Origin of the sequence: Pseudomonas entomophila (assembly GCF_013523125.1) — a bacterium.
Lineage (GTDB): Bacteria > Pseudomonadota > Gammaproteobacteria > Pseudomonadales > Pseudomonadaceae > Aquipseudomonas > Aquipseudomonas entomophila_B.
The window spans coordinates 86,767-103,744 of record NZ_JAAMQJ010000007.1 but is presented as its reverse complement, the minus strand read 5'-3'; the positions used below and the strand labels follow the sequence as shown (position 1 = coordinate 103,744).

Genomic DNA, 16,978 nt, shown 5'->3' with positions numbered 1-16,978 from the left:
GCATCGGCTGAGGCAACTGTCCGTCCGCCAGGCTTCATCCAGTAAAGCCCGGCGGACCGGTTCTGTGAACGCCGGCTCAATTGAGCCCACGCACTTCGATTTCGACCCGTCGGTTGGGCTCCAGGCACTTGATCAACTGGGCCCGGGGTTGCTGCATGTCACATTTGACCAGCGGCTTGTTGCTGCCTTCGCCCTGGGCCTCGACCAGTTCGGCCGGCACGCCCTTGCCGACCAGGTAGGTGCGGATGGTCTGCGCACGCTGCTTGGACACCTGCAGGTTGCCCTGGCGATCACCCAACTGGTCGGCGTGACCGGAAATGATGATCTTGCCGATGTTGGGCGTGTTCAGCAGCTTGGCGGCGATCGCGCTGAGCTGGCTCTGGCCTTCGCTCTTGAGGCTCTGGAAGTCGGCGCGGCCGAAGGCGAACAGCGTGTCGGACTCCAGCGTGATGGTCTCGATCGAGCGCAGCGACTGGGCGCGCAGGCTGTCGATGTAGTTGCGTGAGCTGGAGGTCAGGAACGCGTTGTCGAGGATGCGCGGTACGTCCGGTTCGCGCAGCTGCTCGCTGTAGAAGGTGATCTGGCGGCTGGCGTAGGTGTAGTCGTGCTGGCCGTCGCCCGTGCTGTTGGCCTGGTCCAGGCGCTTGCCGGTCTGGCGGGCGATGGCCGGGTACCAATAGTCCGGGATGCGCGCATTGAGCAGCGCCGGGTCGGTCTTCTCCCGTGGCGTGGACGACAGCATCACGTAGGTGTCCAGGGTCGCCTTGCCGAAGTCGGCGATCGACTGGGCACGGTTGTCACGGGGCAGGGCTTCGGTCTGGACACTGTCGACGCCGGTCACCGGTTGCAGCTCGCGGGCGTTGCGCTGATAGACCTTGAGCGTGGTGAGCAGGTAGAGCGTGCGCGTCAGGTTGTCGGCGGTCGGCTTGAGCATCACCCCCTGCAAGGTGTCGAAATAGCGTTCGCGCAGCACCGGCTCGACCGCATGGCCGGTGTACAGCCCCAGGCGCATGCCCAGCGGCACGCCCTGGTCGTGGTGCTGCTGATAGTAGTGCGCGGTCCAGAAGCGCAGGCGGTCCAGGCTGCGCCAGGCAGTGTACTGGCCCTCGGTGGCGGCGTCCTCGGCCTGGGCCTGGGCCAGCTCGTCACCGATGCGCGTCAGCGTGCTGCGGTTGTTGACGTAGGACCAGCCCCACAGACCGCACAGGATCAGCCCGGCCAGGCTGGCTGCACCGACCCAGGCGGCCTTGCGCCGACGCTCGCGGCGGTTGCTGGTGTACAGCGCCACCAGGTGCTGGTCGGGGATGATCACCTTGCGGAACAGGCTGTTGATGAACAGCGGCGCCGCCTGGCTGCCCAGGCTCGTCTCGACGGCGCCTGGCTCCAGGGCGAAACGTTCGCTCACCTGCTGGCCATGGCTGCCCCACTGGGCATCGTCGGCCTGCAGGGCGGCGGTGAAGTAGAAGCCGCGCAGCAGTTCGGCGGACTGGTACGGGTTGGCGCGCAGCAGGCTGTCGACGAACGCTTGCAGGCGCGGCTTGAGGGCCGCCAGCTCCAGCGGGAAGCGGTACACCGCATCGTTCTGGCGGGTGACCTGGATGTCCTGCTGGACCATCTGCTGGCTCGCCATGTGCTGCCAGTACTGGGTCAGCTCGTCCATGGCCACGCCGAAACGCTGGCCCCAGTCGGCGCGCTCGTAGTCGGTGTGCGGGAAGGTCTTGCCGACCACTTCGCCGCGCGCCACATCGTCCAGCTGGCGGTAGAACGCGGTGAAGCCGGGGATCAGGTCGCACTTGGTGAACACCAGGTAGATCGGCAGGCGCACCTCCAGCAGGGCGCCGCTTTCCTGGATCCGCTCGCGCAGGCGCTTGGCCACCCGCTCCTGGTCTTCCAGCGAGCCGTGCAGCAGGTCGGCGATGCTGACGCTGACGATCAGGCCGTTGAGCGGGCGACGCTGGCGGTGCTGACGCAGCAGCTGCAGGAAGCCGCGCCACTTGCCCGCTTCCTCGGGGCTGTTGACGTAGCGCCCGGCCGTGTCCAGCAGCACCGCTTCAGAGCTGAAGAACCAGTCGCAGTTGCGCGTGCCGCCCAGCCCCGCCACGCGCACGCCTTCGCGTTCGGCGTAGGGGAAGTTCAGGCCCGACTGCACGATCATGGTGCTCTTGCCCGCCGCGGGCTGGCCGATCACCAGGTACCAGGGCAGGGCGTAGAGGGCGTCCTTGGCCGGGGTGCCACGGGGCGAGCTGCCGTGCAGGCGCTCGATGCCCTGCAGCAGGCGCTCGCGCAGCAGGCTGATCTCTTCGCGATCGGCGGGCGTGGCGTTGAGCACGGCCTGGTCGGCGTCGTCGCGCAGCAGGCCTTCGAGGTCAGGGTGCTGCCCGGCGCCCCGGTAGAGCAGCAGCACGTAGCCGGCCGACAGCAGCAGGAACAGCCCGATCCCGGCCAGCAGGCTGTGCAGCGAGGCGAAGCCCAAGGCACGGCCCAGGGCCCAGACCAGGAAGATCGCCAGGAAGAACGCGATGCCCAACAGATAGGGCTGGTATCGCAGGCAGTAGTACTTGAGCTTGTTCATACAGGCGTCGTATCCAGCGCATCGACGAACCGGTCGATGACATGTTCAAGAGGTCGGTCGTTATCGCGCACGCGCGGTGCCGATGCCAGTGGGCTGAGCAGTTCCAGGTGTTCGCAGGCCGGGGCCTGGCCGCTGAGCAGGCGGTAGGCGTTGTGGGCATGCCGTGAGGGGAAGCAGTACAGCCGCGGCAGCATGAAGTCGTCGGCCAGCAGGCTCACCGCCGGTACGCCCAGGGTCGGGTTCATCCGCGTCAGCCAGGTCAGCCAGAGGTCGGCGGTCGGGTTCTTCAAGCCGCGCTCGGCCGGCAGCGGCAGTTCGATGCCACCGGCGAAGTCGCCGTGCAACGACGGCCCGGCCTGACGCAGGCGAGCGAGCGCGGTGGCGCTGTCGAAGGCTGGCCACGAGCCGTGCAGCGCGCGGGCCACGTCGGCGAAGCTGAAGTCGTGCAGGAACTTGGCGTGCACGCGGCGGAACAGGTCCAGGTCCTGGGTCTTGAGCGGGCGCAGGGCCTTGATCCGCTCGAACAGCGGACCGCGCTCGGCGCCTTGCACCGCCTGGTGCAGCAACGGCTTGATCTGGGCGCTGAACAGCTCGCCCAGGGTGAACGGGTTGATCAAAGGCGCGGCCTGCTCGCCCTTGATCAGCTGGAAGATGAAGAACGGGTAGCGCCGCTGGCTGGCGTCGCGGGAGCTGAGCAACCCACCCACCAGCCAGTTGCCCGTGCGCGCACGGTAGCTGAAGAAGCACATCGGCAGCGGGTCGAACGACGCCTGCCAGTGCTCGCTGTGGCGCAGGGCCGCGAGCGAGGACTGCAGCCAGGCGTCGAACTCGCAGACTTCTTCGGCCGCGCCATGCAGGCTGACGAAGTCCGCGCTCGACGGGAGCTTGCCGAAACACCCGATCATCGTGCGCCCCGACCACTGCCGTTGAGCGCGCTCAAGGCCTTGACCTGGTTCAGGTCGGTGAGCTTCACGCCGCCGAAGTTGCGCACCACCAGGCTCACGCGGCCGTTGGGGGTGTTCCAGCTGAAGCGCTGCTGCACGCCGTCGAGGTCGTCGACCCGGGCGCTGTCGTTCATCCGCAGCAGGCCCCAGCGGCCCGGGAAGTCGAACACCGTGAACCGCGCACCGCTCAGGGTGACCACGTCCAGGCGCGCGCCCGGTGCGGTGCTGGTGCCCGGCCAGGCGAAGCGGTTCCAGCTGCTGCGCCCGTTGCGGTAGTGCTGTTCCTGGCCATCGAGGGTGAAGACGATGTCGGTGAAGTGGGCCGACGGCTCGAGCATGATCTCGAACCCGTTCTCACGGTCCGACAGGCTGGCGATGACCTGGCCGACGGAGCTGGCCTTGTCGATGCTGTTGAGCATGCCGGGGTTGACCAGCGACGGCGCCTTGCCATTGCCCATGCCGAGGCCCTCGCCGTCGGACAGGTTGCCGATCTCGTTGCGCTTGAAGGCAGGCAGCAGGCCGGTGTCGGGGTCGACGAAGCGTTGCAGGTCTTTCACCGAGGCCTCGTTGCGGCTGGTGCCAGCGATCGGGTAGCGGTGCGCCATGACCTGCTCCCACGGCTTGGCGATCTGCTGCGCCCAGGCCTTGGCGATCTGCTGGCCGGCCGGGTCGCGCAGGGTGTCCCAGGCGTACTGGATCGGCAGCACGAACAGGCCCTGCAGCGAACGCGACAGGCCGTCCTGGCTGGTGTCGAGGCTGCTTTCCACGTAGTTGCGCACGGTGGTCACTTCGCTCGGCTGGCCCTCGAGGGTCTCGCTGATCAGCTGCTTGCTGCCCTTGCCGACGTCCTGGGAACGCTGGATGTTGTTCATGCGCACCTTGAGCTTGCGCAGCGCGGCCAGGTAGCGGTCCATCAGGGTGCTGTCGGCGCCCTCGGCGTTGTTCTGCGCGAACATCCGCGCCACCGGCTCGAAGCGCTTGGCCAGGCTGCCATCGTCCACCGCCGGCAGCGACGGGGCGACAGTGGCCGCCACCGCGTCCTGGCTGTCGAACAGCCCGGTCACCTTGCTCCAGAAGCCGTCCTCGCGCACCACGCCCGGGGTCGGCACGTCGCGCTTGACCGGCATGTCCCACTGGGTGTTGTCGTTGACGGCGGCCAGCAGGTTCTTCACCGGCGAGTTCTGCACGTCGCTGAGCAGGCCCAGCTGGGTGGTGGCGGCGTTCAGGTCGGCGAAGTGGCGCACGCCCACGCTGCTGACCATCTTGTACCAGGCCTGGGTGTAGTCGCGCTTGTAGCGGGTCATGAACTCGCGGATGAAGTTGGCCTTCTGCACGATGGCATCGCCGCCATTGCCGTCGAGCACCCAGTCGGACTCGTTGCGCAGGTTGCCCGAGACCAGCTTGATCAGCTCCGGCTTGACGAAGGTGTCCCAGCCCTGGCGGGTGTAGATCGCCGGCACGCCGGCCGAGCCGTAGAGCAGGGCACGGCCGGGCTGTGGCACCAGGTCGTTGAGGCTCAGCATCGGGAACTGACGGCTGGACTCGAGTTGCAGGCGCAGGTACTCGCGGTCGACCAGCGAACTGGAGAGCATGAACGACTTCAGGTGCTGGCGGGTCTCGCCGACCAGCTGCTCGTTGACCGGCAGGGCAGGTGCCTCGCCCTGTTCCAGCAGCTTGACGTACAGCGGCACGTTTTCCTTGATCACGTCCGTATCGGCCGGGGTGCCTTCGCCAGCGGCGTTGGCCCAGGCCTGGGGCAGGCTGGCGGCGACGAAGGCGGGGTCCGGGTGCGCCTGGGGGTCGGTCAGCATCAGGTACAGCTTGAGGGTGTTGTAGGCCTCGATGATCGAGGCGACCTGCTGCTCGTCCAGGCGCCCGAGCATTTCCTCGGACAGCGACAGGCCACCGGTGGCCGCCGACACCTCGGCGCCGTCGCTGGCGGTGGCCAGGTTGACCTTGCGGCTCAGGTTGCCCAGGCGGGAATTGTCCAGGGCCTGCTTGGCCTTGGCCGCCGCGGCGGCTTTCAACGCCTTGCCGTTGCGCGTCTTCGGCGCCGGGGCCGGGGTGAAGTCCAGGGCCTGATTGACGTCGGTGGCGAAGGCGTTGAAGGCGCGCATCTGCACCTGCAACTGCCGCGCGATCGGCTCCAGGGCCTGGCTGCGCAGTTGCGCCAGGTAGGCGGCGCTGGCCACGTCGTGGATCGCCTCGCCGTGGTACAGGCCGGCGCTCAGGCGCAGCGGCACGCCGTGCAGGCGGTGGTCCTCGACCGTCGCCATCTGCTCGCGCAGCACCTCCAGGCCTTTGCCCGAGGCCAGTTGCGCGTCGCGGTCGTCGGCCTGGTCGAGCTGCGCCAGCTCGCCGCGCAGGCTTTCGAGCCAGTGGCGGTTGTTGACGAACGACAGCGCCTGCCAGCCGATGAACAGCAGGCCGGCAACGGCGGCCAGGGTCAGCAGCGCCGGGTTGACGGCGGACTGGCGGCCCAGGCGGGACTGGTACAGGGTCAGGTCGCGGTCGGGGAAGATCACCCGGCGGAAGGTGTCGGTGATGAAGAAGCTGCGGTTGCCGGCCGTGCGCGCAGGCGCGGTGCCTTCAGCGGCGGCGTCGAGGGCGAACGCGTCGGCGATCACGTCTTCGTAGACGCGCTCGAGCTGCTGCTCGGTCTGCAGGGCGCTGGTGAAGTACACCCCGCGCAGCAGCAGGGCACCGCCGCGCTGGCCGTGGATGAAGGGGTCGAGGAACTGCTCGAGCACATCGCCCAGGGCCGAGAAGTACTGCGGGAAGGTCAGCAGGGTGCTGTCGGCTTCGGCGCCCAGGGCGATCATCTGCGCGTCGACGTGCTGGCGCACGTGGCGCTGCAGGTTGGCCAGGCGCGCCTGGAGCACGTCACGCAGCCCCTGGGTGCGGATCTCCGAGAGGCCGAAGGTCATGCCCAGCGGCTGCTGGCGCTCGTGCAGGTCGAGGCCCTCGAAGGCCTGGTCGAAGCCCGGCAACTGGTCGACCTTGCTCAGCATCAGGTAGATCGGCGGGTTGGCGCCCAGGCACTCGGCGTATTCCTCGACCCGTGCCACCAGCTGCGCGGCCATGGCGCTGCGATCCTCGATGCTGGCGGCCAGCAGTTCGGGCAGGCTCACCACCAGCACCAGGCCGTTGATCGCCGCCTTGCCGCGCTGCTTGCGCAGCATCTTCAGGAAGGCCGCGAACTCGCTGGCTGACTGGTCGTCGCGCAGGTAGCGGCCGGCGGTGTCGATCATCACCGCGTCGGGGCTGAAGTACCAGTCGCAGTGCTGGGTGCCGCTCTCGCTGTCGTTGGCCGTGGCGATGCTGGCCGACAGGCCCGAGTGGGTCAGCAGCGAGGTCTTGCCCGCCGCCGACATGCCCATCACCAGGTACCACGGCAGGTCGGACAGCGCCGCCTTGCCACCGCCGCCGGCCGAGCGGTCGGTGCGCAGCATGGCGATGGCGTGCTTGAGGCGCTCGCGCAGCACCTGCTGATCGCGGAACTCCCCGGTGGCGTTCCAGGAACGGTCCACCTCGATCTGCAGCAGGTTCTCCAGGTTCTGCTCGGCGCGGATACGCTGGTACTGGCGCAGCACGATCGCCAGCAGGAAGCAGGCGGTGATGATCGCCAGGGCCTCGGGCACGTGCAGGCGCAGCCACGGCACCAAGGGCGCGACCAGCCAGCAGACCAGCAGGCTCAACAGCCACAGCAGTGGCAGGAGAATCCAGAAACTTTTCAACGAACGCAGTAATGTCTTCATGTCTTCCTGACTCGGCTACCTGAAGGCTCAGGCACTGAACAGCTGGCGGATGTGGTCGGAGAGGGCAGCGACGTCCTTGTCCAGCAACCAGTCGAGCGTCAGGTACACCACGACGCTGACCAGTGCGATCAAGGCCAGGTAGACCCACAGCGGCACCTCGTGGCGCAGCATCTGCGAGACCTGGTCCGGCAGCGCCCAGTCGGGGGCCAGCGCCTTGGGCGGCTTGCGGTAGCGGGCGATGTCCTGGCCCAGGGTGTTGGCCAGGTAGCGCAGCTGGTCCTTCTGACCGAGGCCGAACTTGCCTTCGAAGCCCAGTGCCAGGCACAGGTGGTAGACCTCCAGCACGTCGACGTTCTGGCGCACGTCGGCCCGCAGCGCGTCGATCTTCTCGAAGAAGCCCTCGCCGGCCAGGTGCACGCCGAAGTAGCGGAACTGCAACGGTTGCAGCTCGACGTGCTGGCGCAGGGCGCTGTCGCCCGCGCGCAGCACGCTTTCGTCGAGGAACGCGCACAGCGCGTACTGGGTGTCCTTGACCTGCTCGACGCTGTAGTTGGCGGCCCGGGCATCGCGCTCCAGGTTGCCGAAGAAGCGCTCGACGCTGGCGTCGAAGGCCGGGACCGAAGTGACCTGGCGTCCGCGGCGCAGCATCAGCGCCATGCTGATGAAGTCCTTGACCAGGTCCTTGAGCGTCGGTTGTTCGCTGGCAGCCGCCACGGCGCCCTGTTGCAGTACGGCTTCGGTCATTTGAGCACCGCCATCAGTTCAAGCTTGAGGTTGGGAAGGGCACTGGGCGCATAGAAGCAGATGGTCTGCGATTCCATCATGCGGTCGTACACGTGGCCGTGGGGTTCGATGGCGAAGTACTGGTTGTCCAGGCGCACCGGGATCGCGTTGGGCAGGCGTGCGGCATGCACCAGGGTCACGCCGGGCATGGCGCTGTTGACCACCACTTCGATGTCTTCCGGCGAGCCGATCTTGATCGCGCGGGGCGCCATGTCGAGCAGGGTCGCGCCGGCCATGTCGGCATGCACTGCGATGTAGAAGTCGGCTTCGGTCAGGCGCTGGTCGTGCAGCTGGCCCTGCCAGTAGGACGGCTTGGTCTGGGTCAGGTGGATGACCACGCACTGGTTGGGCACGACGTTGTCGAGCATCACGCGGATCATCTCGTCGAGCCGCACCAGCGACGCCGCCGGATCGTGGTGATCGTACTCGGGGATGTCGCTGAGCTGGGTGTCGAGGGTGAAGGTCAGCAGCCCGCCGGCCAGGTCGGCCAGGAACAGGTACAGCCGCTCCGGGTGTAGGCGCGGGTGGGCCAGCAGGTGCGCCAGCTGCGGGTGGGCGCGGTTGACGGTGTTGAGCAGCCAGAACAGGGTCACGTCGCTGGAGCCGAACTCGGCGATCTGGTCGGCGCGCTCGCGGCGCCGGCCGGAGAGCGCCTTGCTCTTGGCCTGCAACGCGCCGAGCAGGCGCTTGCCGATGCCGGCCAGGGTCTCGTGGCTGCCCAGGTGCAGAGTCGGGTGCACGAAGTGCGGGTCGAGGTTGAAGCCGCCCATGCTGTTGCGGGTCAGCTTGGCCAGGGCGCAGTGGCTGAACCCGTCGAGGCTGTCGCCGTCGACCAGCAGCACCACGTTCAGGCGCAGGCTGGTGATCTCGTTCTCCAGCTCGCCCTCGTTGAGGTCGGGCAGGGTGTCGAACTGCTTGCGAAAGCGCCGCGAGGCCTTGTGTTCCTGGCCGTCCTCGACGTAGTTCAAACCGAACGGTTCGGGCAGCTTGAGCGCGGCGTAGACCTTCAGGTCGTTGGCCTTGAGCAGGTCCTTCAGGTCGCGCGCGGCCGGCAGCGGGTCGTGCTGCGGGGCGTCGTACAGGCTGCCGTCGGGGAACACCAGCTTGAGGCGCTTGAGTTGCAGCGAGCCATTGGACAGCGCATCCACGTCCACCTCCAGCAGCTGCACGCCCCAGTGGAACGGGGTGCCGCGCAGGGTGGCCTCGGCCAACTGGTGCTGGTGGAACTCATCCTGGTACTGGAAGTGTTGGGGCAGCAGGAACATGCCTTCCGACCACATCACTCGGCTCTGCTTGCTCATTTGACGCTATCCACGAGAGGGTTGAAGGAGGCGTCCGCTGCGTTGCGGGCCGAGGTGCCCACCGCGTCGGTCGCCTTGTCGAGGGCCGCATCCTGCGCCTTGTCGGTCAGGGTCTTGGGCACCCAGACCGGCTCGCCGGGTACGGCCAGGCGGTCTTCGGCCGGCGGCTTGTTCAGCACGTCGACACCGCGCATGGCCTCGATGCGCGTCTGGTCGACCAGCACCCGCAAGCCGTCGGAGGAAAACCAGATGCCTTCCTTGCGCAACGAGTTGGCGTCGAAGGCGACCTTCCAGCGTGCGTCCTGGTCCTGGCGGAAGAACGCCGCCACGCCGACGTACCGGGCGTTCTTGGCCAGGGGCCACTGGTCGATCTGGCCCATGCCGGGCAGCAGGGTGATCTCGCGGGTTTCCACCAGGGTGTTGCCCAGGGCTTTTTCCGGCATGTCCCAGAGGGTGTCGGGGCTGGCCGCCGCGAACCGCTCCAGGTCGGTCAGCTGGTACACGCGCATGACCACCGACAGCGGGTGGCCTTCGGCGTCCGGGTTGAGCTGGTTGCCGCCGTCGGAGGTCAGGATCAGGTTTTCATGGTCGGCCAGCATGTCGGCCGCCCAGCTCTTGTCCATGCGCTTGCCGATGCGGTCGGTGACCCCGCAGCCGACCAGCGCCAGCAACAGCGCGGCGGTGGTCAGGTGCTTGAGGGCAGTGTGGGTGTATGAGGTCAAGGCTCGCTCTCCGGGCCTTGCAGCCGGCGTCGGAGGCAGCTTGCTGACCGCCGCCGGAGAGGCGCTAGGCAGTTTGTTGACGTCCCCCTCAGGGACGATCACCACTGCCTCACCGAACGTCTTCATCAACAGCCGCAAGGCCGCCCGCGTCGAAAAGAGCATCGGTGCCTGCGACAAGCACCCAGGGCCGGTGCAGATCGCCGAAGGCTCGACCAACGTCTTCATCAACAGCGTCGCCGCAGCGCGCAAGGGTGACAAGCTCACCTGCGGGGCCACCATCACCAGCGGTTCGGGAGACGTGATTATTGGTGGCGGCACCTACCGTTACCTGCCCGTGGACGATGAAGTCCCTGAGTGGCTGCGCACCACGGTGGATGTCCTGATGGCCGTCGCGGGCGCGGCGGGTGGTATCGCCCAGTTGATCAAGGCAGGTACGCAGGCCGGCATGAAGGCCATCATGCCCTGCGCACTGAAGTTCACCGCAGGCTTCGTGGCCGGTGAGGTCGCCAGCCGCTACGTGGTCGAACCCGTGGCACAACGCGCCATTGGCGGCCTGGTCGGCAACCCCGTGGACCTCACCACGGGCCGCAAGGTCATCCCCGATGAACTCGACTTCAGCCTGCCCGGCCTGATGCCGATCGAGTGGACCCGCTTCTACGCCAGCGACCTGACCGTCGACAGCGTGCTGGGTCGCGGCTGGGTCTTGCCGTGGGAGCAGAGCCTGCGTCGCCAGGACCGGTTCATCTACCTCACCGACAACCAGGGCCGCGAAGTACCGTTCGTGGCCCTGCAGCCAGGTGAGCGCATCTATAACCCGCATGAGCAGGTGTACTTAGTCTGTACCGAAGGCGGTCATTATATTCTGCAGACGCTGGACAACCTGTTCTTCTACTTTGGGGAAGTGCCGGACACCAACACCGATGTCCCTCTCGAACGCATCGAAAATGCGCTGGGGCACTTCCTGCACTTCACCCGCAACTCCGATGGCACGCTGACTGATATCAGCGCTACGGGCGGTATTCGCGTGCATCTGCACTACGACCACCCCCTGGGGCGCCTGACCGACATCAAACGCGTGGTGAACAACCAGGCAGTCGAAACGCTTACCCAGTACCGCTACGACGAACACGGCCAACTCAACGCCGTGGTCAACCGCAACGGCGATACCGTGCGCAGCTTCAGCTACAGCGACGGGCTGATGGTCAGCCACAGCAATGCGCTGGGCCTGACCTGTCATTACCGCTGGGATACCGTGGGGGGCCAACCCCGCGTGGTCGATCACTGGACCAGCGATGGCGAACACTACCGCTTCCGTTACGATGTCGAAGCGCGTACCAGCTGGGCCACCGACGTGCTCGGTCGCGAGCTGCAGGTGCACTACAACGCCGATCACCGCGTCATCGCCAGCCGTGATTACGGCGGTGAGCGTTACGCCGTCGAACTGGATGAGCAAGGCAACATGGTCGGCCTGGATCTGCCCGACGGCAATCGTCTGACCTTCGTCTACGACGAGTACGCTCGTCTGCTCGAAGAGGTCGATCCGCTGGGGCGCAAGATCACCTATGAATATCACCACCTGACCACGCTGGTGACCCAGGTCAGCTACCCCGACGGCAGCACCTGGAAGGCGCGCTACGACGACAAGGGCAATCTGCTTGCCGAGTTCGACGCTCTGGGGCAGATGACCGAGTATCTCAACGGCGAAGATGGCCTGCCGCATACCATCATCGATGCGACGTACAAGTCCAAGTACCTGTGGTGGAATACTCGGGCTCAGGTTGAACGCTTCCAGGACTGTTCGGGCAAGAGCACCTGGTATCGCTATGACGAACGCCAGCATCTGGTAGCAGTAACCGATGCGCTGAATCAGACTACGACGCTGGAGCGTAAGCCTGATGGTGAGGTGACTCGGATCATTCACCCGGACGGTACGACGGAACGTTTCACTTACAACGTCCACGGCCAAGTGCTCAGCCACACCGATGGCAAGGGCCAGACGGTCCAGCTGATGCGCACAGGGCGTGGCTTGCCGAGCAGTCGCCAGGACGCCAAGGGTCAACGAGTCCGGTACGAGTACGACAAAGCCATCCGCCTGACGGCGCTGGTCAACGAGAACAATGCCACCTACAGCTTTGCCTACGATGCCTCGGACCGCCTGATTGAAGAAGTACGGGTCGACAACCTGACCCGGCGCTTCAGCTACGACATCGCCGGTCATCTCACCCGCCTGGATGAGATCGGCTACGGCGAGCGAGGGGAGCGACCTGAGCGCCATACCCTGTTCGAGCGCGACAAGATCGGTCGGTTGATTGCCAAGCTCAACGGCGACGCCAAGCAAACGTACGCCTACGACGATGTCGATCGGTTGTTGAGTATTGAGCGGCACCCGACCGATACAGGCAAGCGGCTAGGGATCACCGCGGAGAAGCTCGAGTACGCCTACGACGTGCTGGGCCGACTGACGCAAGAAATCACGCCCGATGGCACGCTGGGTTATGAGTACGACCCGCTGGGCAACTTGAGCACGCTGACCTTGCCCGATGGCCGCAAGATCAATCACCTGTATTACGGCAGCGGTCACCTGCACCAGCTGAACGTGGATGGCCATGTCATCAGCGACATGGAGCGCGATGATCTGCATCGTGAGGTGTATCGCACCCAGGGCAAGCTCACCAGCTGCTTCGGCTATGACGCCATGGGCCGCAAGGCGTGGCAGTATGCCTCGACGCTGCCTGCCGACAAGCTCTCGCAGGTACATAACGCCGGGATTCAGCCGGCGCTGTATGTGGAGCATGCCTACAACCCGATTCACCGCCGTTATCAGTACGATCCGGCGGGTGAACTGGTGCGCACACTAGACAAGCTGCGTGGTGAGATCACGTACGAGTACGAAGCCAATGGCCAGTTGCGTAGTCGCAATACCGGTTCGATCACCACCAGTGAGAGCTTCCGCTACGACCCGGCAGCCAACCAGCTGGACTTCGATGCGCGGCAGTTCGACAAGGTGAAGGACAACCGGATCCGGCAGTGGCGGGATCAGGAGTATCGGTACGATCCGTGGGGCAACCTGATCGAGAAGCGCTCGGGGCCGAGCAAGGTGCAGTACTTCAGCTATGACTGCGAGAACCGCCTGGTGCGGGCGGAGACGTTCCGTGGTGGTCGGTTGGCGAGCAAGGGTGAGTACCGTTATGACAGCAATGGACGGCGAGTGGCCAAGCGGGCTGAAATTGAAGGTGTGGTGGAGCAGAAGCGATTCCTTTGGCAAGGTCTGAGGATGCTGTGCGAGGAGACGCCTGGGCAGAACATCGTGTACCTGTACGAGCCGGGGAGCTATGCGCCGTTAGCGCGGATCAATCAGGTTGAAGGGGAAGGGCAGGAGGTCTATTACTTCCATACGGATCAGATTGGAACGCCGCTGGAAATGACCGACGCCGATGGCAGCATCGTCTGGCAAGCGACCTACAAGGCGTGGGGGGCGCTGAAAACGCTGCATGTGAGCGAGGTCGAGCAGAACCTGAGGTTTCAGGGACAGTACTTCGATGACGAAACGGGGCTGCATTACAATACCTTCCGGTACTACGATCCGGAGGCGGAGCGGTTTGTGACGCAGGATCCGATTGGGTTGGCGGGTGGGTTCAACCTATACCAATACAACCTGAATCCCGTGACATGGGTGGATGCGCTGGGGCTTGCAGGATGCGAACTTTTCAAAAGTAACTCTACGGACCACGATTACCATTTGAAGTTAAATAAATCTGAATATCCTGAGACGTTTGGACATATCCAAGATGCGATAAATGGGGGGCAGCCTTATATCGTCACTATTCAGAGAGATACTGCTAAGTTAAACAGAAAGCTGAGCTTGAAAGATGTAAAAACGATGAAGGCAAAAGATCGGGATGAATGGCCTATGGCAATGTTCGAAGAAGGCGGTAAAGGTGCCAGTGTAAGACACATTGATCCTAGCGACAATCGAGGTGCAGGGTCTAGCATAGGCAACATATTGTCTGATTTGCCAAACGGTACAAAGATCAAAGTGGAGGTGTATTAATGGTTGTCTCGAATCAAGAAGTTGATTTGCTCATATCTCATAGCCAAATTCAGGTGCGCTCCCGCCCCTATGATGAGTCGGCTAGTCAGTGGGGGCAAAAAAATCTTGAGCAAGGCGCAGTTCTACATAGTGACTACGTAGTATTTGATCCACTCCCGGATGATGCGTTCGGCGCCAATGTGAAGCTATATCTTCTCGAAAGCTTTTCACTGGATGAGTCGTCCCAGCGCTGTATTGTCGTCCCTTTCAAGGTAACAAATTTGGAGCATGTTGAACTCGCCTCGGCTACCGAAAAATCCAAAATTAACCTGAGTTTGGAACAACGACAATATTCCTTATACTTCGAGGTCTGTGAGGGGGATGAAATTTTTTATAAACTAACTTTTGTCCCTTCAGTAACGAAGGTCAACGCAGAGTTTTTGATTGACGATCCGTGGGGCGGTGTAAAGAGTCGGCGGCTGGTGCAAGGCGTCGCCTGAGCGTGGACTTTGTGTTCCTCCCAATAATAAGCCTTTGTGGGGGATACCGAAAAAGTGGCTGTAGAATCTCTGTAGTCACGGCGCTCGCGCCAACCGTTCTTTTACAACCTGCTAGGTAGATGACTGACACCAAGCCTCAGTCATCTCTCTTCAAAGTTCTCTGGTAGCCGAGGTTGCTATCGCGATTAGATTGAACTGGATGCGAATGGCAACACGACAGGGCTGATCCTGCCTAAAGCTAACAGTAATGTAGGCACCTTCGTCTATTGATCAGTACTCGTAGCTGAGTAGCGAACTCACACTCACGTCGCCCGATGGGCGCAAGATCAATCACCTGTACTACGGCAGCGGTCACTTGCACCAACTGAACGTGGATGGCCAAGTCATCAGCGACATGGAGCGCGACGACCTGCACCGCGAGGTCTATCGCACACAGGGCAAGCTCACCAGCTGCTTTGGCTACGACGCCATGGGCCGCAAGGCTTGGCAGTATGCCTCGACACTGCCTGCTGACAAGCTCTCGCAGGTTCATAATGCGGGGATTCAGCCGGCGCTGTATGTGGAGCACGCGTATAACCCAATCCATCGGCGTTACGAGTACGATCCAGCCGGTGAACTGGTGCGTACGTTGGACAAGCTGCGCGGTGAGATCACGTACGAGTACGAAGCCAACGGCCAGTTGCGTAGCCGCAATACCGGCTCGATCACCACCAGCGAGAGCTTCCGCTACGACCCGGCAGCCAACCAGTTGGACTTCGATGCGCGGCAGTTCGACAAGGTGAAGGACAACCGGATTCGGCAGTGGCGGGATCAGGAGTACCGGTACGATCCGTGGGGCAACCTGATCGAGAAGCGCTCGGGGCCTAGCAAGGTGCAGTACTTCAGCTATGACTGTGAGAACCGGCTGGTGCGGGCGGAGACGTTCCAGAGTGGGCGGTTGGAGAGCAAGGGTGAGTACCTCTACGACAGCCTTGGACGGCGAGTGGCCAAGCGGGCTGAAATTGAAGGTGTGGTGGAGCAGAAGCGATTCCTTTGGCAAGGTCTGAGGATGCTGCGCGAGGAGACGCCTGGGCAGAACATCGTGTACCTGTACGAGCCGGGGAGCTATGCGCCGTTAGCGCGGATCGATCAGGTTGAAGGGGAAGGGCAGGAGGTCTATTACTTCCATACGGATCAGATTGGAACTCCGAGGGAATTAACAAATAGTCGAGGTGAGATTATTTGGCAAGCGACCTATCATGCGTGGGGAAATGCTAATCAAATAGACATTGAAAATATTAAGCAGTGCATCAGATTTCAAGGTCAGTATTTTGATGCAGAGACGCAACTGCATTACAATACATTCCGGTATTATGATCCACATATAGGCAAGTATACTTCTCAGGATCCTATCGGGCTAAATGGGGGGATCAACCTCTATCGGTATAGTAGAAATCCAATAAGCTGGATCGACCCGTGGGGCTGGGTATGTTGGAGCACTGCACGCAAAAATTATTGGAAAGCCGAGGCTAAAGCGCCGACCCGTGCCTACTCACCCGCAAACCTTGCGCTTATGGCGAAGGGAAAGGCGCCCAGGATGCAAGCTCAAGTCGTTTCGCGAAACACAGACACAGTAACCGTTAAGGAATATGCTCTAGAACTCCATCATAACGATATTCCACAACGTGTAGGAGGTCCTGGGGTGCATGATAGTTCTAATCTTCTCGCGCTTACCCCTTGGGAGCATGAGGCTATAGACCAGTTTAGGCACGTAGGTTATGATTTGATCAAGGTTGTTAAAGGGGTTGACGTATGGTAGTCGATAACTTACGCAAAGTGCAAGAGCTAGTAGGTTCTGACACTTACAAGGATTTACTGCTTAAAGTAAAGGATATAGCGAATATTGATATAGAGCCCGAGTATGAGGGCGTACTCGCTAACCTTGATTTGGCTAAAATTACAAGAGCAAAAATTGACCTTATAGATATATCTCGTGTTCTAGGTGAAAGCAGCAAGCAGATAATCAGTTATTCCGTTGCGAAGATTAACTTGTTTTCTGATGATGATGAAAGTGATGGAGAGTACCCTCCGGGGGAAGAGCCTGAACCGGACGACAGAAGCAAAACAGTTTCAGCTATTACCTACTCTCAAGGTGTTTTGCTGGGCAATACAATTGAGTACATCTTGGGAACAGATTCCCCAGAAAAACTATTGACCTATCTAAAGCTATCCAGAATTCCTCATGCAAAAAAATACGCTAGTCAGATTTTGAGGTTGATTACCTTGCATGTGGAAGAGCAATAGCACATCTTGAAGGTGCTCGTAAGATTGTAGGCTTGGTACTAGGCTTTGTACGAAAAGTCGTTTTGGCTAAAATAGCTGCCATGAC

At 62.7% G+C, this 16,978-nt stretch carries 9 protein-coding genes and 2 pseudogenes; 5 read left to right on the top strand and 6 right to left on the bottom strand.

Annotation, left to right across the window (positions count from 1 at the left end):
* Window positions 1–76: 76 nt before the first annotated feature.
* From tssM to tssJ, 6 genes are read right to left on the bottom strand one after another with little or no spacing between them, the layout of a single operon-like run.
* On the bottom strand, window positions 77–2,572 hold the full coding sequence (gene tssM / locus G7007_RS06390) for a type VI secretion system membrane subunit TssM (protein WP_181100050.1): 2,496 nt from the start codon (window positions 2,570–2,572) through the stop codon (window positions 77–79).
* Window positions 2,569–3,477, bottom strand: a complete 909-nt coding sequence (tagF, locus tag G7007_RS06385) for a type VI secretion system-associated protein TagF (RefSeq protein ID WP_181100042.1) — start codon at window positions 3,475–3,477, stop codon at window positions 2,569–2,571. Before tagF ends, tssM begins: the two co-directional genes overlap by 4 nt.
* Window positions 3,474–7,274 (bottom strand): type VI secretion protein IcmF/TssM N-terminal domain-containing protein, encoded by a 3,801-nt coding sequence (locus G7007_RS06380; protein ID WP_181100040.1) that lies wholly within the window; start codon window positions 7,272–7,274, stop codon window positions 3,474–3,476. The genes tagF and G7007_RS06380 overlap by 4 nt, the downstream gene beginning before the upstream one ends.
* 27 nt (window positions 7,275–7,301) lie before the next feature.
* Window positions 7,302–8,018 (bottom strand): type IVB secretion system protein IcmH/DotU, encoded by a 717-nt coding sequence (icmH, locus tag G7007_RS06375; RefSeq protein WP_181100038.1) that lies wholly within the window; start codon window positions 8,016–8,018, stop codon window positions 7,302–7,304.
* Window positions 8,015–9,358 (bottom strand): type VI secretion system baseplate subunit TssK, encoded by a 1,344-nt coding sequence (tssK, locus tag G7007_RS06370; RefSeq protein ID WP_181100036.1) that lies wholly within the window; start codon window positions 9,356–9,358, stop codon window positions 8,015–8,017. Before tssK ends, icmH begins: the two co-directional genes overlap by 4 nt.
* On the bottom strand, window positions 9,355–10,080 hold the full coding sequence (gene tssJ, locus G7007_RS06365; protein ID WP_258198498.1) for a type VI secretion system lipoprotein TssJ: 726 nt from the start codon (window positions 10,078–10,080) through the stop codon (window positions 9,355–9,357). Before tssJ ends, tssK begins: the two co-directional genes overlap by 4 nt.
* 13 nt (window positions 10,081–10,093) lie before the next feature.
* Between tssJ and G7007_RS06360 the strand changes: the two are divergent.
* The 5 genes and pseudogenes from G7007_RS06360 to G7007_RS06345 form a co-directional block, all read left to right on the top strand.
* Window positions 10,094–13,774 (top strand): annotated as a pseudogene (locus G7007_RS06360) (RHS repeat-associated core domain-containing protein); the annotation flags it as partial.
* 186 nt (window positions 13,775–13,960) lie between these two features.
* Window positions 13,961–14,131, top strand: a complete 171-nt coding sequence (locus G7007_RS22650) for a NucA/NucB deoxyribonuclease domain-containing protein (RefSeq protein ID WP_445675580.1) — start codon at window positions 13,961–13,963, stop codon at window positions 14,129–14,131.
* Window positions 14,131–14,610: a competence protein ComJ gene (comJ, locus tag G7007_RS06355; RefSeq protein ID WP_181100024.1), complete on the top strand. Its 480-nt coding sequence runs from the start codon at window positions 14,131–14,133 to the stop codon at window positions 14,608–14,610. The genes G7007_RS22650 and comJ overlap by 1 nt, the downstream gene beginning before the upstream one ends.
* 283 nt (window positions 14,611–14,893) lie before the next feature.
* Window positions 14,894–16,408 (top strand): annotated as a pseudogene (locus tag G7007_RS06350) (RHS repeat-associated core domain-containing protein); the annotation flags it as partial.
* A complete protein-coding gene (locus G7007_RS06345; protein WP_181100022.1) occupies window positions 16,402–16,893 on the top strand; it encodes a hypothetical protein in 492 nt (163 codons plus the stop codon). The pseudogene G7007_RS06350 and the gene G7007_RS06345, both read left to right, overlap by 7 nt.
* The last annotated feature ends 85 nt before the right edge of the window (window positions 16,894–16,978 follow it).

Bases quoted from the DNA above. Each gene is read 5' to 3' on its own strand.
- tssM (WP_181100050.1), bottom strand. From the start codon at position 2,572: ATGAACAAGCTCAAGTACTACTGCCTGCGATACCAGCCCTATCTGTTG.
- tagF (WP_181100042.1), bottom strand. From the start codon at position 3,477: ATGATCGGGTGTTTCGGCAAGCTCCCGTCGAGCGCGGACTTCGTCAGC.
- G7007_RS06380 (WP_181100040.1), bottom strand. From the start codon at position 7,274: ATGAAGACATTACTGCGTTCGTTGAAAAGTTTCTGGATTCTCCTGCCA.
- icmH (WP_181100038.1), bottom strand. From the start codon at position 8,018: ATGACCGAAGCCGTACTGCAACAGGGCGCCGTGGCGGCTGCCAGCGAA.
- tssK (WP_181100036.1), bottom strand. From the start codon at position 9,358: ATGAGCAAGCAGAGCCGAGTGATGTGGTCGGAAGGCATGTTCCTGCTG.
- G7007_RS22650 (WP_445675580.1), top strand. From the start codon at position 13,961: ATGAAGGCAAAAGATCGGGATGAATGGCCTATGGCAATGTTCGAAGAA.
- comJ (WP_181100024.1), top strand. From the start codon at position 14,131: ATGGTTGTCTCGAATCAAGAAGTTGATTTGCTCATATCTCATAGCCAA.
- G7007_RS06345 (WP_181100022.1), top strand. From the start codon at position 16,402: ATGGTAGTCGATAACTTACGCAAAGTGCAAGAGCTAGTAGGTTCTGAC.